The 22,075-nt window shown below is 68.9% G+C and carries 17 protein-coding genes; 2 read left to right on the top strand and 15 right to left on the bottom strand.

What is annotated here, in order from left to right:
- Window positions 1-44: 44 nt before the first annotated feature.
- The 14 genes from DIE12_RS13025 to DIE12_RS12960 form a co-directional block, all read right to left on the bottom strand.
- Window positions 45-1,076, bottom strand: a complete 1,032-nt coding sequence (locus DIE12_RS13025) for an ABC transporter substrate-binding protein (protein ID WP_124522186.1) — start codon at window positions 1,074-1,076, stop codon at window positions 45-47.
- Window positions 1,076-1,876, bottom strand: a complete 801-nt coding sequence (gene fhuF, locus DIE12_RS13020) for a siderophore-iron reductase FhuF (protein WP_124522188.1) — start codon at window positions 1,874-1,876, stop codon at window positions 1,076-1,078. Before fhuF ends, DIE12_RS13025 begins: the two co-directional genes overlap by 1 nt.
- The gene (gene fhuB, locus DIE12_RS13015) at window positions 1,873-3,975 is read right to left on the bottom strand and encodes a Fe(3+)-hydroxamate ABC transporter permease FhuB (RefSeq protein ID WP_124522190.1); all 2,103 of its coding nucleotides are present in this window, start codon (window positions 3,973-3,975) and stop codon (window positions 1,873-1,875) included. The genes fhuF and fhuB overlap by 4 nt, the downstream gene beginning before the upstream one ends.
- Window positions 3,972-4,823, bottom strand: coding sequence for an ABC transporter ATP-binding protein (locus tag DIE12_RS13010; protein ID WP_124522192.1), 852 nt, complete (start codon window positions 4,821-4,823; stop codon window positions 3,972-3,974). Before DIE12_RS13010 ends, fhuB begins: the two co-directional genes overlap by 4 nt.
- Window positions 4,813-5,832 (bottom strand): TauD/TfdA family dioxygenase, encoded by a 1,020-nt coding sequence (locus tag DIE12_RS13005; protein ID WP_124522194.1) that lies wholly within the window; start codon window positions 5,830-5,832, stop codon window positions 4,813-4,815. The genes DIE12_RS13010 and DIE12_RS13005 overlap by 11 nt, the downstream gene beginning before the upstream one ends.
- 44 nt (window positions 5,833-5,876) lie before the next feature.
- On the bottom strand, window positions 5,877-6,119 hold the full coding sequence (locus DIE12_RS13000) for an MbtH family NRPS accessory protein (protein ID WP_044843583.1): 243 nt from the start codon (window positions 6,117-6,119) through the stop codon (window positions 5,877-5,879).
- 117 nt (window positions 6,120-6,236) lie between these two features.
- Window positions 6,237-6,905, bottom strand: a complete 669-nt coding sequence (locus DIE12_RS12995; RefSeq protein ID WP_124522196.1) for an RNA polymerase factor sigma-70 — start codon at window positions 6,903-6,905, stop codon at window positions 6,237-6,239.
- Between the two features lie 321 nt (window positions 6,906-7,226).
- Window positions 7,227-8,249: a fimbrial protein gene (locus DIE12_RS12990; protein WP_124485720.1), complete on the bottom strand. Its 1,023-nt coding sequence runs from the start codon at window positions 8,247-8,249 to the stop codon at window positions 7,227-7,229.
- Window positions 8,246-8,992, bottom strand: a complete 747-nt coding sequence (locus DIE12_RS12985; RefSeq protein WP_124485527.1) for a molecular chaperone — start codon at window positions 8,990-8,992, stop codon at window positions 8,246-8,248. Before DIE12_RS12985 ends, DIE12_RS12990 begins: the two co-directional genes overlap by 4 nt.
- 16 nt (window positions 8,993-9,008) lie before the next feature.
- Window positions 9,009-11,462 (bottom strand): fimbria/pilus outer membrane usher protein, encoded by a 2,454-nt coding sequence (locus DIE12_RS12980; protein ID WP_124522271.1) that lies wholly within the window; start codon window positions 11,460-11,462, stop codon window positions 9,009-9,011.
- A gap of 118 nt (window positions 11,463-11,580) precedes the next feature.
- Window positions 11,581-12,093 carry a fimbrial protein gene (locus DIE12_RS12975; protein WP_044843588.1) on the bottom strand — a complete coding sequence of 171 codons (513 nt, stop codon included), beginning with the start codon at window positions 12,091-12,093 and terminating at the stop codon, window positions 11,581-11,583.
- 864 nt (window positions 12,094-12,957) lie between these two features.
- Complete coding sequence (locus DIE12_RS12970; protein ID WP_124522198.1) at window positions 12,958-14,421, bottom strand: efflux transporter outer membrane subunit; 1,464 nt, start codon at window positions 14,419-14,421, stop codon at window positions 12,958-12,960.
- Window positions 14,418-17,555: a multidrug efflux RND transporter permease subunit gene (locus DIE12_RS12965; protein ID WP_124522200.1), complete on the bottom strand. Its 3,138-nt coding sequence runs from the start codon at window positions 17,553-17,555 to the stop codon at window positions 14,418-14,420. Before DIE12_RS12965 ends, DIE12_RS12970 begins: the two co-directional genes overlap by 4 nt.
- Window positions 17,556-17,574: 19 nt before the next feature.
- Window positions 17,575-18,777 carry a MexX/AxyX family multidrug efflux RND transporter periplasmic adaptor subunit gene (locus tag DIE12_RS12960; protein WP_124522202.1) on the bottom strand — a complete coding sequence of 401 codons (1,203 nt, stop codon included), beginning with the start codon at window positions 18,775-18,777 and terminating at the stop codon, window positions 17,575-17,577.
- Between the two features lie 151 nt (window positions 18,778-18,928).
- Here DIE12_RS12960 and DIE12_RS12955 point away from each other — a divergent pair, with 151 nt between their 5' ends.
- The gene (locus tag DIE12_RS12955; RefSeq protein ID WP_124522204.1) at window positions 18,929-19,576 is read left to right on the top strand and encodes a TetR family transcriptional regulator; all 648 of its coding nucleotides are present in this window, start codon (window positions 18,929-18,931) and stop codon (window positions 19,574-19,576) included.
- Window positions 19,577-19,906: 330 nt separating this feature from the next.
- Complete coding sequence (locus DIE12_RS12950; protein WP_124485532.1) at window positions 19,907-21,184, top strand: M23 family metallopeptidase; 1,278 nt, start codon at window positions 19,907-19,909, stop codon at window positions 21,182-21,184.
- A 165-nt stretch (window positions 21,185-21,349) separates the two neighbouring features.
- On the opposite strand, the gene DIE12_RS12945 is transcribed toward DIE12_RS12950, so the two are convergent.
- Window positions 21,350-22,075: an amino acid ABC transporter permease gene (locus DIE12_RS12945; RefSeq protein WP_124485533.1), complete on the bottom strand. Its 726-nt coding sequence runs from the start codon at window positions 22,073-22,075 to the stop codon at window positions 21,350-21,352.

Raw genomic sequence — 22,075 nt, 5'->3', positions numbered from 1 at the left:
ATTCGCGACCACGCCGCCCCACCCGCGCACGACCCGCCGCGCGTTCAGCGCACGGCCGGCAGCTTCAGCATCGTATCGGTCATCACGTCGGCCAGCTTCAGCGCCGACATCGGGCCGCCGAATCCCCAGATGTTCCGCTCGACGAGCGCGATCCTGCGCTCGCGCAGCGCGGGCACGAAACGCCACACCGGCGAATCGAGTTTCGACGACAGCGGCACGTCCATCCCCGTCGCGGTGACGAACAGCACGGCGAGATCGCGTTGCCGGAGCAGATCGGCGGACGTCACGTAGAGCGTGCCTTCCCGCGTCGGCTTCTTCGGCCACGGGTCGAGCCCGAGCGCGCGCGCGAGGCCGGCCGACGTGCTGTTGCCCGTATAGGCCCAGTAGCGGTCGGGCAGCCCGAGATCCTGCAGCAGTGCGATGTGTTCGCCGCCGCGGCCCGCGGCCGCGAGCCGCGCCGCATTGCGCGCGATCCCTGCGTCGAGTTGCGCTTCGACCGCCTGTGCGCGCGCCTCGCGCCCGGTCACGCGACCGATCGTCCGGAAGATCTGCCGCATCCAGTCGAACTGCGTGACGGGCACGCCGTCTTCCGACACGTTCGGGCTGAACTGGAACAGGATCGTCGGCGCGATCCGGTCGAGCGCGGCGAAGATCGGCGCATGCCGGAAGCCGACGCCGATGATCAGGTCGGGCTTCACCGCGGCAATCGCCTCGAGCCCTGGCTCCTGCCGCGAACCGATGTCGGCCACGTGCGCGAGCCGGTCGCTCTGGTAGCCGAGCCAGCCCGGATAAAACGCGGTATCGGCCATGCCGACCGGCACGAGGTCGAGCGCGATCACGCTTTCCGCGAACATGAAGTCGAGCGCGACCACGCGCTGCGGCCGCACGGGCATCGTCGCGCTCGCCTGCGACACGACGGGGTTGGCCGCGAGCGAGCGGCCCGGTTGCGACGGCATGCCGCCCTGCCCGGCGCGCGCGCCGTCCGCGATCGCGGCGGCCGGCGCACCGCAGCACGCGGCGCCGAGCGCGGCCAGTGCCGCGAGCGCATGGCGGCGGCCGGCATGCGGTACCGGCATCACCGGATCGCATCCTGCCCGGCCAGCGCCGCGTCGTCCATCGTCAATAGCAGCGGGCAGCTTCCACACAGTTGCGTTTCTCCAGGAATTTCATAGCGCAGGCAGCACACGCGGCGCGCGCGAAACGGCGTCGGCAGCAGCGGCGAGCGCGGCACGGCGTCGCGCACCGGCATGCGCAGCGGATTCGGCTCCCCGGCGACGCACGACGCGCCGAACAGCCAGTCGGCATCGCGAACGGGATCGGCCGCGCACGGCAGCGCGCGGTACGTGTCGAGCAGATAGTCGAGCAGGTTGCCCGCGTTGCTCCACAGCACGCGCGGCGTGACGCGGCCCATCGCCGCGAGCAGGTCGATCACCGCGCCGAGATGCGCGACGAGCCCCGCATAGCGCGGCGCAGGTTCGTCGCACGGCGCGCCGAGCGCGTCAGGCGAGACATACAGCGCGGCCGGCATCCCGTCGTCGAGCGCGACGAAGGTGCGCTCCGGCGCCATGTCGAGCGGCCGGCCGAGCGTCAGCGCGGCGACCACGCCGGCGGGCGCCGCGCGGCCGAAGTAGTACTTGCTCCATTGCGACACCAGCGCGCGCGCATGCAGCGCCGGATCGCCGCCGTAGTGGCGGACCATCGCGTCGAGCACCGTATCGCGATGCTCGGGCAGCGCGCTGACCGGCACGACGATCCGGCCCGGCGCGTGCGTGTCGTCGGGCATCCCGAGCCACACGGCGTCGAGATGCGCGGCGAACGGTTCGGGCGCGAACGCCGAGAATCGCGTGGCGCGTGCGCCGTCGAGCGCCGGCGTCATCGCCCCGCGCGCCGGGCGCGGCGCCCCTCGAGGATCAGCAACCCGAGCAGGTAAGGCGCGCCGATCAGCGCGGTCAGCACGCCGGCCGGCACTTCGCGCGGCGCGACGACCGTGCGGGCGGCCAGATCGGCGAGGCCGAGAATCAGCGCGCCGCATGCGGCCGCGAGCCACAGCCGCGTGCGATGCCGGCGCGCGCCGAGCATCGTCGCGACGTGCGGCGCCATCAGCCCGATGAAGCCGACCGGACCGACCGCCGCGACGGCCGCGCAGGCGGCGAGCGTCGCGATCGTCAGCGCGAGCGGCCGCAGCGCGGCGACCGGCAGGCCGAGCGCGGCCGCCTGGTCGTCGCCGAGCGCGAGCATGTCGAGCGGCCGCGCGAGCCATGCGAATACCGGCAGCGCCAGCACGCACCACGGCAGCAGCATCGACACCTCGCCCCAGCTGCGGCCGTAGGTGCCGCCGACGAGCCAGACGACGAAGCGCGCGGGCTGCACGCTTTGCTGCGTGATCAGCCATTGCGCGAGCGTGGTCCACAGCGCGCCGATCACGATGCCGGTCAGCGCGACCGCGAGCGGTGCGTAACGATGCCGGTGATTCAGCACGAGCGTGATCGCGAGCGACGCCGCACCGCCGCTCAACGCGGCCGCCGCGAGCGTCACGTGCCCCATCAGCGGCCACGTCGACAACGCGAACAGCGTGACGAGCCCCGCGCCCTGCGTGACGCCGAGAACTTCGGGGCCGGCGAGCGGGTTGCGCACGACGCTCTGCATCGCGACCCCGCTCACCGCCAGCAGCGCACCCGCCAGGAGCGCACACAGCAGCCGCGGCATGCGCAGGTCGATCAGCATCCGTGCGACGGCATCGTGACCCGACAGCGCGGCCGACCAGCGTGCCGGCGACAGCCATTCGGGGCCGGCCGACACGCCGACGAACACGACGAGCGCGCCGGCCACGACGAACAGCGCGGTGCGCAGCGGCCAGCCGAGCCGTTCGAGCCAGCCGACCATGCGCGTCGCCCCGCCGCCGGCCGCGCGTTCGGCTTGTGCGTGCAGCACGCCCGACCACGCGGCGCCGCGCCGGATCATCGCGAGCATCAGCGGCGTGCCGACGAGCGCGATCGCGACGCCGGTCGACAGCGTCGCGTCGAGGCCCGACGCGAGCACCGCACTGTCGGTGACGAGCACGAGCGCACCGCCCGCGAGCGCCGACAGCGGCACCAGCACGCCGAGCCGCGCCGCGCGTGCGCCGCGCACCTGGCGCAGCAGGTTCGGCGCGACCAGCCCGACATACGACAGCGGGCCCGCGATGCTGACGGCCACGCTGGTGAACGCGACGGCGACGATCGTCGCCGCGAGCCGCGTCGCGTCGACACGCACGCCGGCCGCGGCCGCCGCCTCGTCACCGAGCGCGAGCGGATTCAGCGGCCGGATCACGAACGGCAGCGCCAGCAGCGGCACGACGAGCCAGCGTGCGGCGAGCGCGAGCCCGGTCGCGCCCGGCTGATAGAGACTGCCGTTGGTCCACAGCGCGGCGCCCGCGATGTTCTGCTCGAAGAACGCGAGCACGAGCGTCGACAGCGCCGCGAACAGCAGCATGCAGACGCTGCCCGCGAGCACGAGCCGCAGCGGCGTCGCGCGCCAGCCGCCGGCCGCGACGATCGCGCACGCGGCGGCGACCAGCCCGCAGACGAACAGCAGCGGCACCGATGCGACCCCGGCGAGCGCCGGCACCAGCATCGCCGCGAGCAGGCCGAGCTGGGCGCCGCCCGTCACGCCGAGCAGGTCGGGGGACGCGAGCGGGTTGCGCGTGAGCGACTGGAACAGCGCGCCCGCGATGCCGAGGCAGCCGCCCGCCACGAGCGCGGCCGCGACGCGCGGCAGGTTGAGATCGAACAGGAACACGCCCGCGAGCGCGGCCGCGTCGCTGCCCGGCACGGCGTTCCACCACACGCGCAGGTCGGGTGCGACGCGCAGCACCGCCAGCACCGCGATCAGCGCGACGAGGCCGAGCGCGAGCGCGCCGGCGCGGCGGCCGGCTGCCGCACCGTGGGCGCCCTGCCCGCTCGCGGCGAGCCGTTTGCGCATCGCGAACGTCGTCATACGGCGATATCCCGCTGGACTGTGCGATCGAACGCGTCCGTCGCGCCGGATGCCGGCGGTCCGTAGGCCGGCACGCACATCGGCGCGCCCGTCTGCGGATGCGCGAGCTTCAGCATGTCGACGCCGAACGCCGCGCGCAGCCGCGCCGGCTCCAGCATCGCGTCGGGCGAGCCCTGCGCGACGAGGCGGCCGGCACGCATCAGCACGATGTCGTCGCTGTACGCCGCTGCCTGGTTCAGGTCGTGCAGGACCCACACGATCGTCAGCCCGCGCGCGCGGTTCAGCGCGCGCAGCGCGTCGAGGATGTCGAGCTGGTGATGGATGTCGAGATAGGTCGTCGGCTCGTCGAGCAGGACGATCGGCGCCTGCTGCGCGAGCGCCATCGCGATCCACGCGCGCTGCCGCTCGCCGCCCGACAGCGCGCCGACGTCGCGCCCGGCGTCGCCGGCGAGACCGCTCGTGTCGAGCGCCTCGTCGATCGCCGCATGATCGGCGCGCGACAGCCCGCGCAGGAAGCCGCCGTACGCGTAGCGCCCGTACGCGACGAGCTCGCGCACCGTCAGGCCCGACGGAATCTGGTTGAACTGCGCGAGCATCGTGAGCTCGCGCGCGAGCGCGCGGCGGCGAAACGACGCGAGCGGCTTGCCGTTCACGTCGACCTGGCCCGCACGCGCGGGCTGCAGGCCCGCGAGCGTGCGCAGCAGCGTGCTCTTGCCGCAGCCGTTCGGGCCGCACAGCGCCGTGACGCGGCCGGCCGCGATCGACAGGTCCAGCCCGTCGATCACGACATGGTCGCGATAACCCACGCTCAGCCCGCGCGCGGCCAGCGCGGCGGTACTACGCGTCATCGGTCCTCCGTTCGGTCGCGCGCGGGACCGTGTAACTCTGCGCCATCGCGACGACCACCTTGCGCGGCCCCTCGAACGGGTCCCGTGCGTGCGCGGTCAGCATGTTGTCGAGCATCAGCACGTCGCCCGTCCGCCACGGGAACACGATGCGCTGGCGGTCGAGCACGCCGCGGATCTCCGCGAGCGCGTCGGCCTCGAGCGGCTCGCCGTCGCCGTAGTACACGTTGCGCGGCACGTTCTCGAGCCCGACCGCGTCGACGAGCGCTTCCTGCATGTCGTCGTCGAGCGCGGACAGGTGAAACAGGTTCGCCTGGTTGAACCACACACGGTCGCCCGTGCGCGGATGGCGCGCGACGGCCTGGCAGCGTTCGCGCGTGCGCAGCAGCAGTTCGCCGTCGTCGTCGGTGCGCCATGCGCATTCGATCCCGCGCGCCGCGCACATCCGCTCGACCTCGGCCGGCACGTCGGTGCCGAACGATTGCTGCCACGGCAGGTCGAGCCCCTGGCCGAAATTGCGCACGTACAGCAGCTCGCGCTGCTCGAAGCGCGCGATGAGCGCCGGATCGAGCGCGCGATAGACGGCGCGGCTGTCCGCGATCGGCGTCGCCCCGCCCTTCGGCGCCGCGAGCGCGCAATGAAACCAGATCCGCAGCGGCCACTCGCGCGTATACGACTGTTCGTTGTGCAGCGGAATCGCGCGGTGCGGCGGGTATTCGGTCGACGTGTAGACAGCGCCCTCGACCTGGCTGCGCGGCGTCGACGCGTATTCATAGCCGATCAGCGGATCGCCGAACGATGCCGCGAACTGCTGGAACGCATCGATCGACGGCACGTGAAAGCCCGTGAACAGCACACCGCCCGCCCGTTCGAGCGTGTCGGCCGCGATCGCATGCGCGAGCGGCGCGATCTCGTCGATCGAAATGCCGTCGGCGCTGCGCGGCGACACGACGGTGGGCAGCCCCGGCTCGATACGCAGGTCGTCGAGCGTCGGCAACGAAAGCAGGGTCATGCAACGTCCTCTTCAGGTGACGCGCCGGATCGCGGCGCGGCGGGTCACGACGTGCGCGTCGCGCGCTCGCCGTCCATCGCGCGGCGCAGGCTCGCGGGGCGCATGTCGGTCCAGACGGTCTCGATGTGCGCGAGGCAGTCGGCTTTCGGGCCGCGCACGCCGACCTCGCGCCAGCCGGCCGGCACGGGCCGGAACGTCGGCCAGATCGAATACTGTTCTTCGTCGTTGATGACGACCGTGTAGACGAGGTCGTCGGTGTCGGCGGAAGGCGTCGTGGCTTGCGTCATGATCGAAAAAACGGGAAGCGGTTGAAGGATGCGAAGCGGCAAGTGACCGGACCGTCGGATCGTTGGACCGTTGAATCGGCCGCTCCTGTCTTGAAGACGATTGGCCGGCGCGTTTTTTTACCGTCGCCGCGCGCGGCCGCCGAGAAACACCGGGCACGCGACGCCGCGATGGCATGCGTCGAGGCATTCCGCGCAGTGCCGCTCCGCGTCGCGCACCATGAAATGCACGAGGGTTTGCGACACGTTCAGCGCGCGCGCCGCGGTCTGCAGCGTCTCCTCGCGCAGCCGCACCATCTCGAACGCCGCGCGGCTGCGCGCCGGCAGGTCGTCGAGCGCGGCCCATACGCGACGCAGCGTGTCGCGCGTCAGCAGCGCGGCCTCGGGCGTCGGTTCCGGCGACGGCACGTCGAAGCCGTCGTCCTCTTCCGTGTGATAGACGTTCTCGAGGCTTTGCCGGCGGCACGCGTCGATCGACGCGTTGCGCACCATCCGCGTCACGTACGCGACCGGCTGGCGCACGGCGTCCTGGTTCGGGAATTCGACGAGCTTCACGAACACGTCGTGCACGACGTCCTCGGCCCGGCTCGCACAACCGACGAAGCCGCGCGCGACGTTGACGAGCATCGTGCGATGGGCAATCAGCACGTCGAGCAGCGCGCCCTGCGCACGCGGCTGCGCGCCGCGATGCGCCCGCGGTGCGGGACGTGACGGGAGGTCCGGACAACTGCCGAGGAACGGGTTCGCCGCTGCGGCTGCCGGCCGTTCGAGCACTTCCGCCATTGCCATCGATCTGCTCCGTCAGATTTCGAGATAGCGCAATTTAACGTAAACGCAAATCATTCTCAATTCGATTACGAAATGCCCCTTCAGATCGTCAGGATTTGTCTGATTAATTGACGGGATCCGTGTTTTTGTCGGACGGGATGGCTGCCGCGCAGCGGTGGCGTGGGGAAAGCTTTCCGCGGGAAGGAATTGGCATGGCACCGTAAACGGCCCGCGGCGCCAGGTGGGTGTGGCACGGCGTCGGGAGCGCCGCAAAGAAGCGCCGGCATGCCGGCGCTTCTTTCATGGCGCGCGCGACGCGTCCGGCCGCGCACGCAGCGCGCGTCAGTAGATGAACAGCCGGATCGTTGCGGTTGCATCGAACCGCCCGATCTTCGGCGGCCCGAACGACTTCAGCACCGCGTCCATCCGCACGCTTTGATTCATCACGTTCGACGGAAACTGCGCGAGCGTGAACTGCTGGTTGAACGGAATCGCGTTGCCCTTGCTGTCCTCGATGCCGATCCCGAAATTGCTGTCCTTCGCCGGCACCAGCAGGCCGTTCTGCAGCGGATAGCTCGTTTCGAAATAGCCGTCGACGCGCACCGCGACGTTGCACTTCTTGGACAACGACAACGAGAACGGCTTGCGCGGCACCGCGGGCAGGAAGCCGTTACCCACCGCCTGCACCTGTCCGAAGTTGACGATGCCCGGTTCGGGCGTCACGAGCACGTCGACGAAGCACGGCGTCGGCTTGAGGTTGCGCAGGCCGCTCAGGCGGTACTGGAAGCTCGTGCCGAATGCATTCAGCCCGAACTCGCCGTCGAACTGGAACACCGTGTAGATATCGCTCGGCGGCTGGACCCAGTTGCCCTTCTTGCGCACGACGACCTGGTAGTCGATGCTGATGCGGGTCTGCTCGCAACGCCTGTGATCGAAGTCTTCCCTGCTGCACGGCGGCACCGCATAGCCGGTAAACACCCCGCCGCCGCGATTGCTCGTCTTGTCGAAGTAGTCGACGCCCTTGTAGCGGATGCCGATCTCCAGCCCCCACGCGGCCGGGTTCGTGCGATTCGGATTCGCGTAGAAATAGATGTTGTCGACGACTTTCAGGCTGTCGGCATCGCCGAGGTCCTTGTAGCAATACCCCGACGTCGTGCGGACCGGCGACACCCAGATCACGTAGCCGTCCGGCGCGTCGGTCGGATACGACGCCACGCCGCCGATCGGCTCGGTCAGCGAGGTCGCGCCGCTGTTCGTCAGGCATCGCAGCGCCCACGCCGGCTGCGCCGCCGCGACCAGCAACGCAAGCACGAGCCAGCGCAGCCATGCTGCCGGCCATTGCCGTTCGCGCATCCCGCCGCTCATCGCTTCACGCTCTTGCACGCACCGGCGTCGCACGCGTATTCGACCGCCACCTGGCCGCCGTAATCGTCGATATGCGTGACGAACAGCGTCGACGGCGTCGCGGCCTTGAACGGCACGCCGGCCGTGCTCATCGGGCTCACCATCACCGGCTCGATCGGCACCGGCGTCTTCTGCGCGCCGGCCGTCACCTCCACCACCGTCACGTGGTACGGCGTCGGGTTGTCGAACACGAGCGTGTGCGCGGCCGGGTCCACCCGCAGCGTCATCGGCAGCGTCCAGTCCTCGTCGCGCGCGGGCTGCACGGCCTTCGGCCGGTAGAACAGCTTCATCTGCGTATGCAGCGCGATCTGCAGCGTGTTCGGTATATCGGACTTCGGCGGCACTTCGCGGATGTTCAGGTAGAACACCGATTCGCGATCGGCCGGCAGCGCGGCACCGGGCAGCTTCGCGATCCGCAGCACGTTGCGCTCGTTCGCCTCGATGCGCTGCAGCGGCGGCACGACCATCAGCGGCGACGCGATCTTGTTGCCCTTCGCGTCCTCGAGCCACGACTGCACGAGATACGGATACGTCGTGCTCTTGTTCGTGATCGTGACGATCGCGGCCTGTTCGCCTTCGTTGAAGATCACGCGGGTGCGGTCCGGGACGATCGCCGCGTGCGCGACACCGGCGAGCAGCGCGCTCGCCGCGCTCAGCATGCACGACGCGCGGCGCAGGAAGGAAAGGGAGAAAACGTGGTTCATCGCTGGATCCGTGAAATCATCGTTCGATCCGTGCGGCCGCTGCGTGCGACTCGCCGGATGCCTGGCACGTCACCGGAATCGGCGTGCCTTCGAGTTGAAGCTGGTTCGGCAGCACGTCCACCGTGCACAGCGTGCGTTCGCCCGCGCGCACCGCGAGCGCCGATTTCGGCTGAACCTGGGTCAGGAACGCCGCGCCGCCCTCGCCGACGATGCCGAGCTCCTTGCCGTTCGCCGCGTCCTGCACCGATGCGCCGAACGGCAGCGGCTTGCCGGCCGCGTCGGTCAGCGTCAGGTACAGGTTGCTGCCGCGCGCCGCCGAAAACCTGACGAAGCCGATCGCGCCGTCGGTCAGCACCATGCGCTGGATCGGGTTCGATACCTGCACCTCGAGCGGCAGCTTCTCGACGTTGACGGTCGCGTCGTACACGTTGTACGGCGAGATCCCGTCGAGCACCGCATAGCCGCGCGAGTCGGTGTGCGTGAGCGTGCCGGACAGCGGCACGTCGCGCACGCCGTCGGTCGAGACCAGGAGGCGCGTATCGCCCGCGTTGCCGTTCGCGTGTGCGGCGAGCCCGTACTGCGTCGCGACGAGCGAGCCGTCGACCTCGAGCGACGCGGCCGCATACGCGTTCGCGACCGTCGACGCCTGTGCGGTCAACTGGACCGTCGACGTGCGCTGGCGGAAACTCGCGTTCGCCGATGCGCGGCCGTCGGTCGCGCCCGCGTTGACCTGGTAGGTGCGGCCGTCCGGATCGTCGTAGATGTAGCCTGCGTTCGCGCTCGTGCTGCCGTTGCCCGTCGTCAGGTTCGACGTGACCGTGTGACGACCGCCGATCGGCAGCGTCGCGGTCACCGAGAACTGGTTGCCGCTCGTGCCCGCGCTTTGCGTACGGAACGCCGACAGGCTGACGTTCAGGTTGCGCAGCGCACCGATCGAGAACGCACGCGTCAACGTGAGGCCGATGCGCTGCTCGGACGAGCGCGCCCAGTAAGTCGTCTGGTCGTACGAAAAATAGGTCGACGTGTCGCCGAAGCGCTTCGACAGCGTCGCCGAATAGCGCTGCTTGCTGTTGGCGAGGCCGTATGCGGTCGGGTCGCCCGAGAACTGCGCGAAGTTCGTGTATTCGCGCTCGGAAAAGCGGTAGCCGAAAAAGCGCACGTCGGCATCGAGCGTGTCGAAATGCTTCGAATAGTTGATCCGGTACGAGTTGCCGTTGCGCGTCGCGCCGTTCCACCACAGGCGCGCACGCGCATGCGTGACATCGGCCGAGACTGCGCCGAACGTGCCGAAATCGCGGCCGACACCGAGCGCGATCGACGTATAGCCCGACGCGGCGATGAAGCCGCCGTACACGGTGAAATCCAGCGGCAGGCCGTACGCCGCTTCACCGAAACCGAAGAACGGCGTGATGCCGGCGCCACCGAACTGCCGCGGCTTGCCGACCGCGGCCTTGTAGCGCAGCTGTCCGGTGCGCGCGAGAAACGGCACGGCGGCCGTCGTCACCTGGAAGCGCTGCACGCTGCCGTCTTCTTCCTCGACTGCGACGTCGAGCGTGCCCTGCACGCTCGTGTTGATGTTCTGCAGCGCGAATGCGCCCGGCGACACGCGCGTCACGTACAGCACGCGGCCCGCCTGCGAGACGGTCACGGTCGCGTTGGTGCGCGCGACGCCCGCGATCAGCGGCGCATAGCCGCGCAGCGAAGGCGGCAGCATGCGGTCGTCGCTGCGGATCGACGCGCCGGTCAGCGCGAACGTGTCGAAAATGTCCGAACTCAGGTAGTCGTCGCCGAACGTCACCGTCGACTGGATCGACGGCAGCGCACGAAATGCGTAAAGCCGGCTGAAGCGGAACGTGCGATCCGCGTACGCGCTGCTGCCCGCGTTCGACTGCGCCTGGTAGTCGCCGCGAAAGCGCCACGCGTCCCAGTTCGCGCCGATCGTTCCGTAGGCCTGGATCGAATTCGTCTGCTCGCCGCCCGAACCGAAGTTGCGGTTCGTGTTCGCGATCACGCGATAGTCGAGCATCGCGCCCGGAATCCCTTCGGACCAGCGCTCCGGCGGCAGGTAGTTCGAATCGGTGAATTCGAGCGCGGCCTGCGGAATCGTGATCTTGAGCCGACCGTCGCTCTTCAGGTAACGCACGGTGGCGCCCTCGATCGCGCCGAGATCGACGCAGCGACCGCCCTGGAAGCGCGGCAGGTCCTTCGCGAGCGACGGCTTCAGCCCGAACTGCGCGACGAGTTCCGGAGGCAGGCACGGCTTGCCAGCGCCGGACGGGTCGAGCGCGATGAACTGGATCGCCTGCAGCCCGTAGAACAGGTCGTTGACCTGCACGTCGAGCATGTATTCGCCCGGCAGCGTGAAGTCGGCCTGCGCGAACTGCGACAGGTCGACGTTGTTCGAGCCGTCGATGTCGAGGAACGACGAATTGAATTCCGTCGCATGGCTCTGGCTGCCGACCACCAGCACGGAGACGCAAAGGAAGGAATGTCTGATTCGCACGCGGTGCTACCGGAAGTCCGAGAAAAACTGGGCAGGAAAACAGGCAGGAGAAGGGGTGCGCGCACCCCTCCCCCGTGACGGCCGCTTACTGGTAGCGAACCGTGAAGTTCGCGACGCCGTCGGCCGTACCCGGCGTCACGTCGGCTGCCGTCGCTTCGTAGCGTGCAGCGAAGCGCACGGTGTTGTTGCCGTTCTGCAGCAGGGTTGCAGCGGCCTGTTCGACGCCGTTGTCGAGGTCTTCGCCCGTTGCGCCCTGTACGCGGATGCCGACGTTGGTTGCCGAGCCGATCGTGGCGAGCAGCTTCGGCTGGGCCGCGTTCGACGTACCCGTGAACGTGAAGAATGCGTTCTTCGAGATGCTGGTGTCGCAGTCGGTCAGGACGATGTCGAACTTGACCGGCTCGGACTTGTCGCCGGCCTTCTTGAACGTGTGGGTCGGCACCTTGCCGAGGTTCACGGTCTGGTTGACCGAACCCGAGTCGATACCGCACGCGCCCGCGACGATCTCGCCCGTGAAGTTGATCGTGCCGGTGCCGGCTGCGAAGGCCGAGGTGGACAGGGCTGCGAGTGCGACAGCGGCCAGGAGGGATTTTTTCATGACGTTTTCCGTGAGAATTGCAAAGGGAATGGACGACGTGGCGGATACAAAAGGCAGCGTGTGGTTGGCTTCCGTCCGTCACGAGGCGGCATTATCGAGATATGAATGAAAGAATTCTGTAAAGCATTGTCAAATCGCAAATGACAATCTTCGCCTTGCGTACTTTCAAACCCACTGTTTCCTTGAAATTCTCAATCACGATATTTTCATCCGCAGTCCTTTTTGATTTTCTAGAACCGACTGAAAATTAAAGACATTTCCTTTTTGGGATCGCTTATTCCCCGCCCTCCCTTGCTGGATATGGCTTCGACGGATTACCAATCAAAAATGCCAAAATTCTGTCCGATCCTGCCATCGTTGCCCGACCGCAACGAATGCATTCATCGATTTTCAACTGAGAGGAAATTAACGGCCGATTTTCGGTGTTGCGGATTTCTCGCGCAAACGATTGCGCAATCCGCACAAACGTTTTACCGCGACATTTCGTCACCCGTCATTATTCCCGATACAAGAATCAATTGAATCGTCAACCCGGGATTAAAAGCCGCATGTAATGCCGTGCGCCGTCTCGGCATTCGGCGTACATGCGCGACGACGCGCACGCGACGTTTCGGTGCCCTGGATGGAATCGAAAAAGGAGGAAGTCCGGCACGCTCGGGGCCGTGTGACGACACGATCGGTCGCCAGGATGCGTGACGGGTTGAAGGCGCGCTTCAGCTCGACAGCGGGGAGAAACTACGTGGATGACGACGACGCGCGGATGCGTTCATCGTCGATCGGTGCCGATGGCCGGATGGACGCCACACCGGCCGGGGTGGCGACGACACATCGCAATGCGCGATCGCCACCCGCACGGCTAGCGAATCACGCGGCGGCCTCCCCGGCTGACGCCGGCGTCCAGCCGCCGCCCAGTGCGCGATACAGCGCAATCGCATTCGCGAGCCTCAGTTCCTTGAGCCGGATCAGTTCCTGTCCCGACTCGTACGTGCTGCGCTGCGCGTCGAGCAGTTCGAGATACGTCGCGACGCCGCCCGCATAGCGGCGCTCGGCGAGCTTCAGCCGCGCGCCGTCGGCCGCGTACACGTCCTGCTGCGCGGCAAGCTGGCGATCGATCCAGTCGCGCGCGGCGAACGCGTCGGCCACTTCGCGAAACGCGGTCTGCACGGTCTTCTCGTATTCGGCGACCGCGATGTGCTTGCGCGCGGTCGCGACGTCGAGATTCGCGCGATTGCGGCCGCCCGCGAAGATCGGCAGCGTGATGCGCGGCGCGAACGTCCACACGCTCGTGCCGCCCGCGAACAGGCTCGAGAACGCGTCGCTGACCGAGCCGTAGTCGGTCGTCAGCGCGACGCGCGGGAAGAACGCCGCGCGCGCGGCGCCGATCTGCGCGTTCGCGGCCTTGAGCCGCGACTCGGCCTGCCGGATGTCCGGCCGCCGCTCGAGCAGCGCGCTCGGCGCGCCGGGTGCCACCGGCGCGACCGCGAGCGCGTCGAGCGCGGTGCCGTCGGCCGGCACCGTGCGCGCGAAATCGCCGGCAAGCAACTGCAGCGCGCGCACCGACTGCGCGTGTTCGCGCTGCAGCGCGGCCTGCGACGCACGTGCGGACGCGACCAGCATCTCGGCCGAGCGCAGCTCGATCGCATCGCTCGTGCCGGCCGCATAGCGGCGCTGCGTGAGCGCGGCGATGCGCTCGCGTGCGTCGAGGGTGTGCTGCGCCAGCGCCAGTTGTGCGTGCAACGACCGTTCGGAAACGTACGCGCCGGCGACTTCGGCAATCACGCCGATGCGCACCGTGCGCTGCGCGTCGGCCGTCGCGAAATACTCGGCGAGCGCCGCATCCGACAGGTTGCGCACGCGGCCGAACAGGTCGAGCTCGTACGCGCTGATACCCACGCCGGCGCGATACAGCCCGCTCACCGCGCTCTCGCGCACGACCGGGTCGTACTGGCGCGTGCGCTCGTAGCCGAGGTTCGCGTCGAGCGACGGCATCAGGTCCGCACGCTGCACGCCGTACAGCGCGCGCGCTTCGTCGAGCCGGCCGGCCGCGATCCGCAGGTCGCGATTGTTCGCGAGCGCCGCGTCGATCCAGGCCTGCAGCGCCGGGTCGGTGAAATATGCGCGCCAGTCGTCGAGCAGCGCGGCATCGGCAGGCGCCGCGACCGACGCCGGCTGCGTGCCGCCGTCGACCGGCGCATAGCTGGCCGGCACCGGCGCCGCCGGCCGCTCGTAGCGCGGCGCGAGCGAGCAGCCGGCGAGCGCGAACGCGAGTGCCGCGGCCAGCGCGACCGGGGCCCGCGGCGTCGAGCGCGCCTTCAGGTGAAACGTCATTGCGCACCCTCCATCGTCGCCGGCCGCGACCCGCCGCGCCGGCGCGGGCCGACGTCGAACAGGCGGCCGACGATCACGAAAAACAGCGGGACGAGGAATACCGCGAGCACCGTCGCCGTGATCACGCCGCCGAGCACGCCGGTGCCGATCGCCATCTGCGCGCCGGACGCGGCGCCCGATGCGAACGTGAGCGGCAGCACGCCGACGCCGAATGCGAGCGACGTCATCACGATCGGCCGCAGCCGCAGGCGCGCGGCCTCGAGCGCCGCGTCGACGAGCGACATGCGCTGCGCGACCAGGTCCTTCGCGACTTCGACGATCAGGATCGCGTTCTTCGCGGACAACCCGATCGTCGCGATCAGCCCCACCTTGAAGTAGATGTCGTTCGGCATCGCGCGCAGCGTTACGCCGAGCACCGCGCCGATCACGCCGAGCGGCACGACCAGCATCACCGCGAACGGGATCGACCAGCTCTCGTACAGCGCCGCGAGCGCGAGAAACACGACGAGCACCGACAGCGCGAACAGCATCGGCGCCTGTGCGCCCGACAGCCGCTCCTCGAACGACTGCCCCGACCACGCGTAGCCGATGCCGGCCGGCAGTTTCGCGGCGAGCCGCTCGATCGCGGCCATCGCTTCGCCGCTGCTGTGTCCCGGCGCGGCCGAGCCGTTGATCGTGAACGACGGATAGCCGTTGTAGCGCGTGAGCTGCGGCGGCCCGAGCGTCCAGTGCAGCGTCGCGAACGCCGCGAGCGGCACCATCTCGCCGCGCGCGTTGCGCACGCGCAGCTTCTGCACATCGTCCGGATCGAGCCGGTGCCGCCCGTCGGCCTGCACGATCACGCGGCGCACCTGCGTGCCGTGCATGAAGTCGCCGATATAGTCGGAGCCGAACATCACCGCGAGCGTCGTGTTGATCTCGTCCATCGACACGCCGAGCGCCGACGCCTTGGCACGATCGATGTCGAGCTTGAGCTGCGGCGCGTCCTGCGTGCCGGCGAACATCAGGTCGGTGAGCGCCGGATCCTTGCCGCCCGCCGCGAGCAGTTGCTCGCGCGCGGCGCTGAACGCCGCATGGTCGAGCCCGCCGCGGTTCTGCAGCCGGAAGTCGAAGCCGCCCGTCGAACCGAGATCGGGCAGCGCCGGCGAGTTCATCGCGAACACCGTGGTGTTCGCCGTGCCCGCGAAGCGCGCGTTGATGCGCGCGACGATCGCCTGCACGTGATCGCGCCCGGCCTTGCGCTCCTTCCAGTTCTTCAGCGTGACGAAGATCATCCCGCCGTTCGGCCCCTCGCCGTACAGGTTGAAGCCGCCGAGCGCGAACGTGTACGCGGCCGGCTCGTCGCGACGAATGTACGATTCGACCTCGCGCACGCTCTGCATCGTTTCCGCTAGCGGCGTGCCCTGCGGCCGGATCACCATCACCATGAAGTTGCCCTGGTCCTCGTCGGGCAGGAACGCGCTCGGCAGTTGCGTGAGCATCAGCGCGGCCGCCGCGGTCAGCGCACCGTACACGACCAGCCAGCGCAGCGGCTTGTTCAGCATCGCGCCGACGCGCGTCGCATAGCGCTGCGTCGAGCGCGCGACGAAGCGGTTGAACCAGCCGAAGAAACCGCGCTTTTCGTGATGGTCGCCGGATACCGGCTTGAGCAGCGTCGCGCACAACGCGGGCGTCAGCGACAGCGCGAGAAACGCCGAGAAGCCGATCGAGACCGCGAGCGCCAGCGCGAACTGCCGGTAGATGTTGCCCACCGCGCCGCCGAAGAACGCCATCGGCACGAACACCGACGTCAGCACGACCGTGATGCCGACGATCGCGCCGCTGATCTGCTGCATCGCCTTGACGGTCGCGTCGTAGGGCCCGAGCCCTTCCTCGACCATCAGTCGCTCGACGTTCTCGACGACGACGATCGCATCGTCGACGAGGATGCCGATCGCGAGCACCATCCCGAACATCGTCAGCACGTTGATCGAGAAGCCGGCCGCATGCATCACGCCGAACGTGCCCGCGAGCGCGACCGGCACGACGAGCGTGGGGATCAGCGTCGCGCGCAGGTTCTGCATGAACAGGAACATCACGAGGAACACCAGCACGCCGGCCTCGACGAGCGTCGTGACGACCTTGTTCATCGACACGCGCACGAACGACGACGTCTCGTACGGGATCTGGTATTTCACGCCCGGCGAGAAGTAGGCGGACAGCGCGTCCATCGCCGCGCGCACGCGCTGCTCGGTGGCCACCGCGTTCGAGCCGGGCGCGAGCTTGATGCCCATGCCCGTGGCGACCTTGCCGTTCACGTACGACGGATAGTTGTAGTCGTTGCCGCCGAACTCGATGCGCGCGACGTCGCGCAGATAGAGCGCGGCGCCGTCCGGCTGCGTGCGCAGCGCGATCGCGCCGAAGTCGGCCGGCGTCTTCAGCGGCGCGTCGGCGAACACCGTCGCCGCGATCGGCGCGCTGTCCGGCACCGCGCTGCGGCCGATGTCGCCGACCGTCACGCGCGCGTTGTGCGCACGCACGGCCGACGCGATGTCCGACGCGGTGAGGCCGTGCCCGGCCATCTTCACCGGGTCGGGCCAGATCCGCATCGCGTATTCGGCGCCCCAGAACTGCACCCGGCCGACGCCGTCGACGCGGCGCAGCGCCTGCACGACGTTCGCCGACGCGTATTCGCCGAGCTGCACGTCGCTCATCCGGCCGTCGTCGGACGTCAGCGACACGACGAGCTGGATGTTGTCCGCGGCCTTCTCGACCTGGATGCCGTCGCGCCGCACGGGTTCGGGCAGCCGCGCCTCGACCGTCTTCAGCCGGTTCTGCACTTCGACGGCCGCGAGATCGGCGTTGACGCCCTGCTTGAACGTCAGGTAGAGCGATGCCATCCCGGCGCTGCTCGTCGCGGACGTATACAGCAGCCCCGGCGCGCCGTTCATCTCGCGCTCGATCAGCGCGGTCACCGATTCCTCGACGACCTGCGCGGACGCACCCGGATACGTCGCATAGATGCTGACGACGGGCGGCGCGATGTCCGGATACTGCGCGACGGGCAGCGCGCGAATCGCGAACACGCCGCCGAGCATGATGAAGAGTGCGATCACCCACGCGAAGACGGGGCGATTGATGAAGAAACGTGCCATGTTGGTCTATGTGAACCGGTCAGGTTTGACGGGCGGCCGCCGGTGATGCGGCCTTCGTCGACGAGGCCTTCGTCGGCGAGGCCTGCTCGACGGGCTTGACGGTGGTATCCGGCGCGAACTGCGCGGCGTTGTCGACGATCACGCGCTCGCCGCCCGCGAGACCGCGCGTGATGCGCCAGTCGCGGCCGCTCATCCGGTCGGCGGCGACTTCGACGTCCTTCACCTTGCCGTTCTCGTCGACCACGCGCACCGATGTGCGATCGGCCGTGCGCAGCAGCGCATCGCGCGGCACGAGGATCGCGCGCTGGTCGACGGCCGCGTCGAGCGCGATCCGCACATACGCGCCCGGCAGCAGTTCGCGCTCGGGATTCGGGAACAGCGCGCGCATCGCGACGGTATCGGTGGTCGGATCGACCGCGAGATCGCTGAACAGCAGCTTGCCCTTCAGCGGATACGCGGTGCCGTCGGCGCGCAGCAGCGTCACCGTGACGTCGTGCTGCGCGATGCCCGTCGCGCGCCCGCTCTTCACCGCGCGGCGCAGTGCGTCGACGTCGGCCGCCGGCTGCGAGAAATTCACGTAGATCGGGTCGAGCTGCTCGACGGTCGTGAGCGGCGTCGCCTGGTCCTGGCCGACGAGCGCGCCTTCGGTCACGAGCGCGCGCCGGGCGCGGCCGGAAATCGGCGCGGTGACGGTCGCATAGTCGAGCTGCAGTTGCGCGCGGGCGAGCTCGGCCTGCGCGGACGCGACGTCGGCCTTCGCCTGCGTGTCGCCCGCGACGGCCTCGGTGTGATCGCGCTCGCTGACCGCGCGGTCGCGCACCAGGTCGTCGTAACGGCGGCGCTTGTCGCTCGCCGCGAGCGCGGCGGCCTGCGCCTTCGCGAGCGCCCCTCTCGCTGCGTCGCGCGCGGCCTTCAGCGGTGCGGGGTCGATGCGGAACAGCACCGCGCCCTGCTCCACTTCCTGGCCTTCCTCGTAAGTCCGCGCGGTGACGATGCCCGCGACCCGCGCGCGCACTTCCGCCTGCCGATATGCGTCGAGCCGGCCCGGCAATTCGACGGTCATCGGCACGGCCGTCGGACGCACCGTCACGACCGTCGCGTTCTGGATGGCCTCCGGCGCCTTGTCCCGTTCGCCCTTTCCGCAGCCGGTCGCGGCCAGCACGGCCGCGAGCGCGAACGACGCCAGCCGCAGGCGGCGCCCCAGGGAGCGTTTGTTATTCATGTGCTGACCTCGGATCGTTCGCCGCCGATACAATGCGGCGGCTCAGGGTGGCCGATTATAATCAGTCACGACTGATTAAATACAGGCGGTCGTCATCCGGCCGCCATACTGTCTCAATAAAACGACAGCGAACTGTAAGGAAATTCACGACATGGCCCGCAAGACCCGGGAAGAATCGCTCGCCATCAAGCACCGGATCCTCGACGCCGCCGAGCGCGTGCTGCTCGAAAAAGGCGTCGCGCAAACCGCGATGGCGGACCTCGCCGAGGCCGCCGGAATGTCGCGGGGCGCCGTGTACGGCCATTACCGCAACAAGATGGAAGTGTGTCTCGCGATGTGCGACCGCGCATTCGCGCGTACGTCGGAAGGGTTCGACGCGGTCGACAGCCTGCCCGCGTTCGCCACGCTGCGCCGCGCGGCATCGCATTACCTGCGGCAATGCGGCGAGCCGGGCGCGATGCAGCGCGTGCTCGTGATCCTCTATACGAAATGCGAGCAGAGCGAGGAGAACGGCGCGTTGCAGCGCCGCCGCATGCTGCTCGAGCTGCAGATGCTGCGCATCACCAAGGCGCTGCTGCGCCGCGCGATCGCGGCCGGCGAACTGGCCGCCGATCTCGACGTGCATCTCGCGGCCGTCCATCTCGTGTCGCTGCTCGAAGGCGTGTTCGCATCGATGATCTGGACCAACCGCTTGCGCGGCAATCTGTGGAACGACGCGGAAGCGATGCTCGACGCCGGCTTCGACGCGGTCAGGACATCCGCCGCGCTGCGCGTGCGCGCGCAAAAATTTCCTGTCTGACGAAAAGCCGCGCAATAAATGCTGATTTAACCCGATTTACCGCAGTGCGAAACGAATGAGCCGACCCTCTTTAAAATTTTTAACGTTTCGCGGAACATCGGTAGACTGACGCTGTCATCTTTCTTTAGCGTCTTCGTGATAAACCGGGTTCGACCCGGAAAGGTCACGCCGCCGTTCGAAGCGGGCCTGCCCGCGAGTTGGGTCGAACGGAAACGACACAGGCCCCTGGCGGGGCCTGTTTTGTTGCACGCCCGTCGCCCGCCCCGTCGTCACCCGACGGATCTGCCGCCGATGGTTCCCGCCCACACCTCTTTGAACCGCTTTTCCTGGATGTGGACACCTTTGGTCAAGCCTGCCGCAATTCCTGATGCTTTCGCGCCCGGGCGCGCGCAGCGCCTCGTGCGCGCGCTCGTGCCGGCCGCCGTGCTCGGCGCCCTCGCCGCCTTCGGTCTCGCCGCCGCGCTGCCGGCCGTCTCGCAACTGCCGGGCGCCGTCGACTCGGGCACGGCCGCGCTGCCGCAGCGCGTGCTGTCCGACACGCCGTTTCCCACCGCGCAGCATTTCGTGACGAGCGAACTCGCGCGCACGATCGGCGAGCGCAACGAACGCGACGAACGCCCCGACCGCAACCTGCAGCCGGGCCTGTTCGCGCCGCTCAGCGCGCACCGCAACGACATGCTCGGCTATACGAGCCTGTTCCAGCTCGCGCCGCCCGAGCAGCAGCACGGAATGCGCGCGGGCGACATCGAACTCACGCTGTCCGATACGCTGAACCGTCTCGACGTGCCGCCCGAAGTGCGCATCCAGCTCGGCGATCTCGTCACCGGCAAGGTCGCGCTGCGCGCTGGCGCGCAGCGCGGCGACTACTACCGCATCGCGTACGACACCAACAACGGCACGCCGCACCTCACCGCGCTCGAGCTGCGCGTCGCGGGCCGCACGTTCGGGGCGATCTGGTTCCGCGCGCCGGGCGCCGACCACGGCGCGTACTACACGCTCGACGGCGCGCCGCTCGAAGCGGCCGCGTTCACGATGCCGGTCAAGTGGACGCGCATCAGCTCGTTCTTCGGCGAGCGCGTCCACCCGCTGTCGCAGGCGATGGCATTCCATACCGGCGTCGACCTCGCCGCACCGTCCGGCACGCCCGTCAATGCGGCGGCCGACGGCATCGTGTCGTTCGTCGGAACCGATCCGGGCGGCTACGGCCACTACGTGATCGTCGATCACGCCGACGGTTATTCGACCTACTACGCGCATTTGTCCGCGTTCGCGCGCGGGCTGAAGACCGGCGAAACCGTCAAGCAGGGCCAGCGCATCGGCTCGGTCGGGATGACCGGCGCGGCCACCGGTCCGCACCTGCATTTCGAAGTGCGCGTCGCGAACGACCCGGTCGATCCGCTCGTCACGCTCGCGAGCGCGCAGACGGGGCTGTCCGACATGCAGCTCACCGCGTTCCGCCAGGAAGCGGCGCAATGGCGCTTCCGCCTCGCGTCGATCAGTACGACGCCGTTTGCATTCGCGCAGAGCGACGGCCCGCTGTGGGGCGATTTCGCGACCGGTCCGTCGACGCTGCGTTCGGTGTTCGATACGCACTACAGCGCGTCCTGACGCTGACGCGCTGAAGTGCTGAAGTTCTCAAGCACCGAAGTTCTGAAGCACCTTCACGCCCGTCGCCGCTCGCTCGGCGACGACGCGGCCCGCTGCGGATAGCCGCACGCTCTCACCTTCATCACCGGAAACGCGCCGCATGCATCGCACGCGGCGCGCACGCCGTCACCGCACCTGTTCCGTGCGTTCAGCCGCAGCCCGCGCGATGCGCTCCGCGCGAGGACGACGCGACAGCAACCAGCGCGCCGCACCGTCGAGCGACGTGCACAGCACCAGATAAATCGCCGCGACGAACAGGAAGATCGGCGCCGGATACACCATCAGCCGGTTGTTCACCTGCGTCGCGACGAACGACAGTTCCGGCACGCCGACGATATACGCGAGCGACGTGTCCTTCACGAGCGCGACCCACTGGTTGACGAACGACGGCGTCATGATCCGGATCGCCTGCGGCAGCAGCACGTAGCGCACGGTCTGCCAGCGCGTGAGCCCGAGCGACAGCCCCGCCTGCCACTGCCCGTCGCCGGCCGCGACGATGCCCGCATGCACCGCATGCGCGAGATACGCGCCGCCGATCAGCGCCAGCGCGCACACGACCGTCGCGAGCCCCGGCACGTCCATGTGCAGCAGCATCGGCATCAGGAAGTACGTCCAGAAGATCAGCATCAGCACCGGAATCGCGCGAAAGAAGCCGATGAACGCGAGCAGCAGCACGCGCAGCGGGCCGCGCGCGAGCGCCATCGCGACACCGAGCGCCACGCCCAGCACCGCCGATGCGATGGCCGACGCGATCGCCAGCACGAGCGACAGCGCGGCGCCGCCGAGCGGGCCATCCGGGAATGCGCCGACGAGCAGGTACGGCAGGTTGTCGAGCAGCAGCGAGAGATCCAT

Source organism: Burkholderia sp. Bp9015 (genome assembly GCF_003853505.1).
GTDB lineage: Bacteria > Pseudomonadota > Gammaproteobacteria > Burkholderiales > Burkholderiaceae > Burkholderia.
The sequence above is the reverse complement of the archived record's forward strand: the minus strand, read 5'-3'. Positions and strand labels throughout refer to the sequence as shown.

Excerpts from the sequence above, each read along its gene's own strand:
- DIE12_RS12975 (WP_044843588.1), bottom strand. The coding sequence starts at position 12,093 with ATGAAAAAATCCCTCCTGGCCGCTGTCGCACTCGCAGCCCTGTCCACC.
- DIE12_RS12965 (WP_124522200.1), bottom strand. The coding sequence starts at position 17,555 with ATGGCACGTTTCTTCATCAATCGCCCCGTCTTCGCGTGGGTGATCGCA.
- DIE12_RS13005 (WP_124522194.1), bottom strand. The coding sequence starts at position 5,832 with ATGACCCTGCTTTCGTTGCCGACGCTCGACGACCTGCGTATCGAGCCG.
- fhuF (WP_124522188.1), bottom strand. The coding sequence starts at position 1,876 with ATGACGCCGGCGCTCGACGGCGCACGCGCCACGCGATTCTCGGCGTTC.
- DIE12_RS13025 (WP_124522186.1), bottom strand. The coding sequence starts at position 1,076 with ATGCCGGTACCGCATGCCGGCCGCCGCCATGCGCTCGCGGCACTGGCC.
- DIE12_RS12945 (WP_124485533.1), bottom strand. The coding sequence starts at position 22,075 with ATGGATCTCTCGCTGCTGCTCGACAACCTGCCGTACCTGCTCGTCGGC.
- DIE12_RS12985 (WP_124485527.1), bottom strand. The coding sequence starts at position 8,992 with ATGAACCACGTTTTCTCCCTTTCCTTCCTGCGCCGCGCGTCGTGCATG.
- DIE12_RS12970 (WP_124522198.1), bottom strand. The coding sequence starts at position 14,421 with ATGACGTTTCACCTGAAGGCGCGCTCGACGCCGCGGGCCCCGGTCGCG.
- DIE12_RS12995 (WP_124522196.1), bottom strand. The coding sequence starts at position 6,905 with ATGGCAATGGCGGAAGTGCTCGAACGGCCGGCAGCCGCAGCGGCGAAC.
- DIE12_RS12955 (WP_124522204.1), top strand. The coding sequence starts at position 18,929 with ATGGCCCGCAAGACCCGGGAAGAATCGCTCGCCATCAAGCACCGGATC.
- DIE12_RS13000 (WP_044843583.1), bottom strand. The coding sequence starts at position 6,119 with ATGACGCAAGCCACGACGCCTTCCGCCGACACCGACGACCTCGTCTAC.
- DIE12_RS12950 (WP_124485532.1), top strand. The coding sequence starts at position 19,907 with ATGTGGACACCTTTGGTCAAGCCTGCCGCAATTCCTGATGCTTTCGCG.
- DIE12_RS13010 (WP_124522192.1), bottom strand. The coding sequence starts at position 4,823 with ATGACGCGTAGTACCGCCGCGCTGGCCGCGCGCGGGCTGAGCGTGGGT.
- DIE12_RS12990 (WP_124485720.1), bottom strand. The coding sequence starts at position 8,249 with ATGAGCGGCGGGATGCGCGAACGGCAATGGCCGGCAGCATGGCTGCGC.
- DIE12_RS12960 (WP_124522202.1), bottom strand. The coding sequence starts at position 18,777 with ATGAATAACAAACGCTCCCTGGGGCGCCGCCTGCGGCTGGCGTCGTTC.
- fhuB (WP_124522190.1), bottom strand. The coding sequence starts at position 3,975 with ATGACGACGTTCGCGATGCGCAAACGGCTCGCCGCGAGCGGGCAGGGC.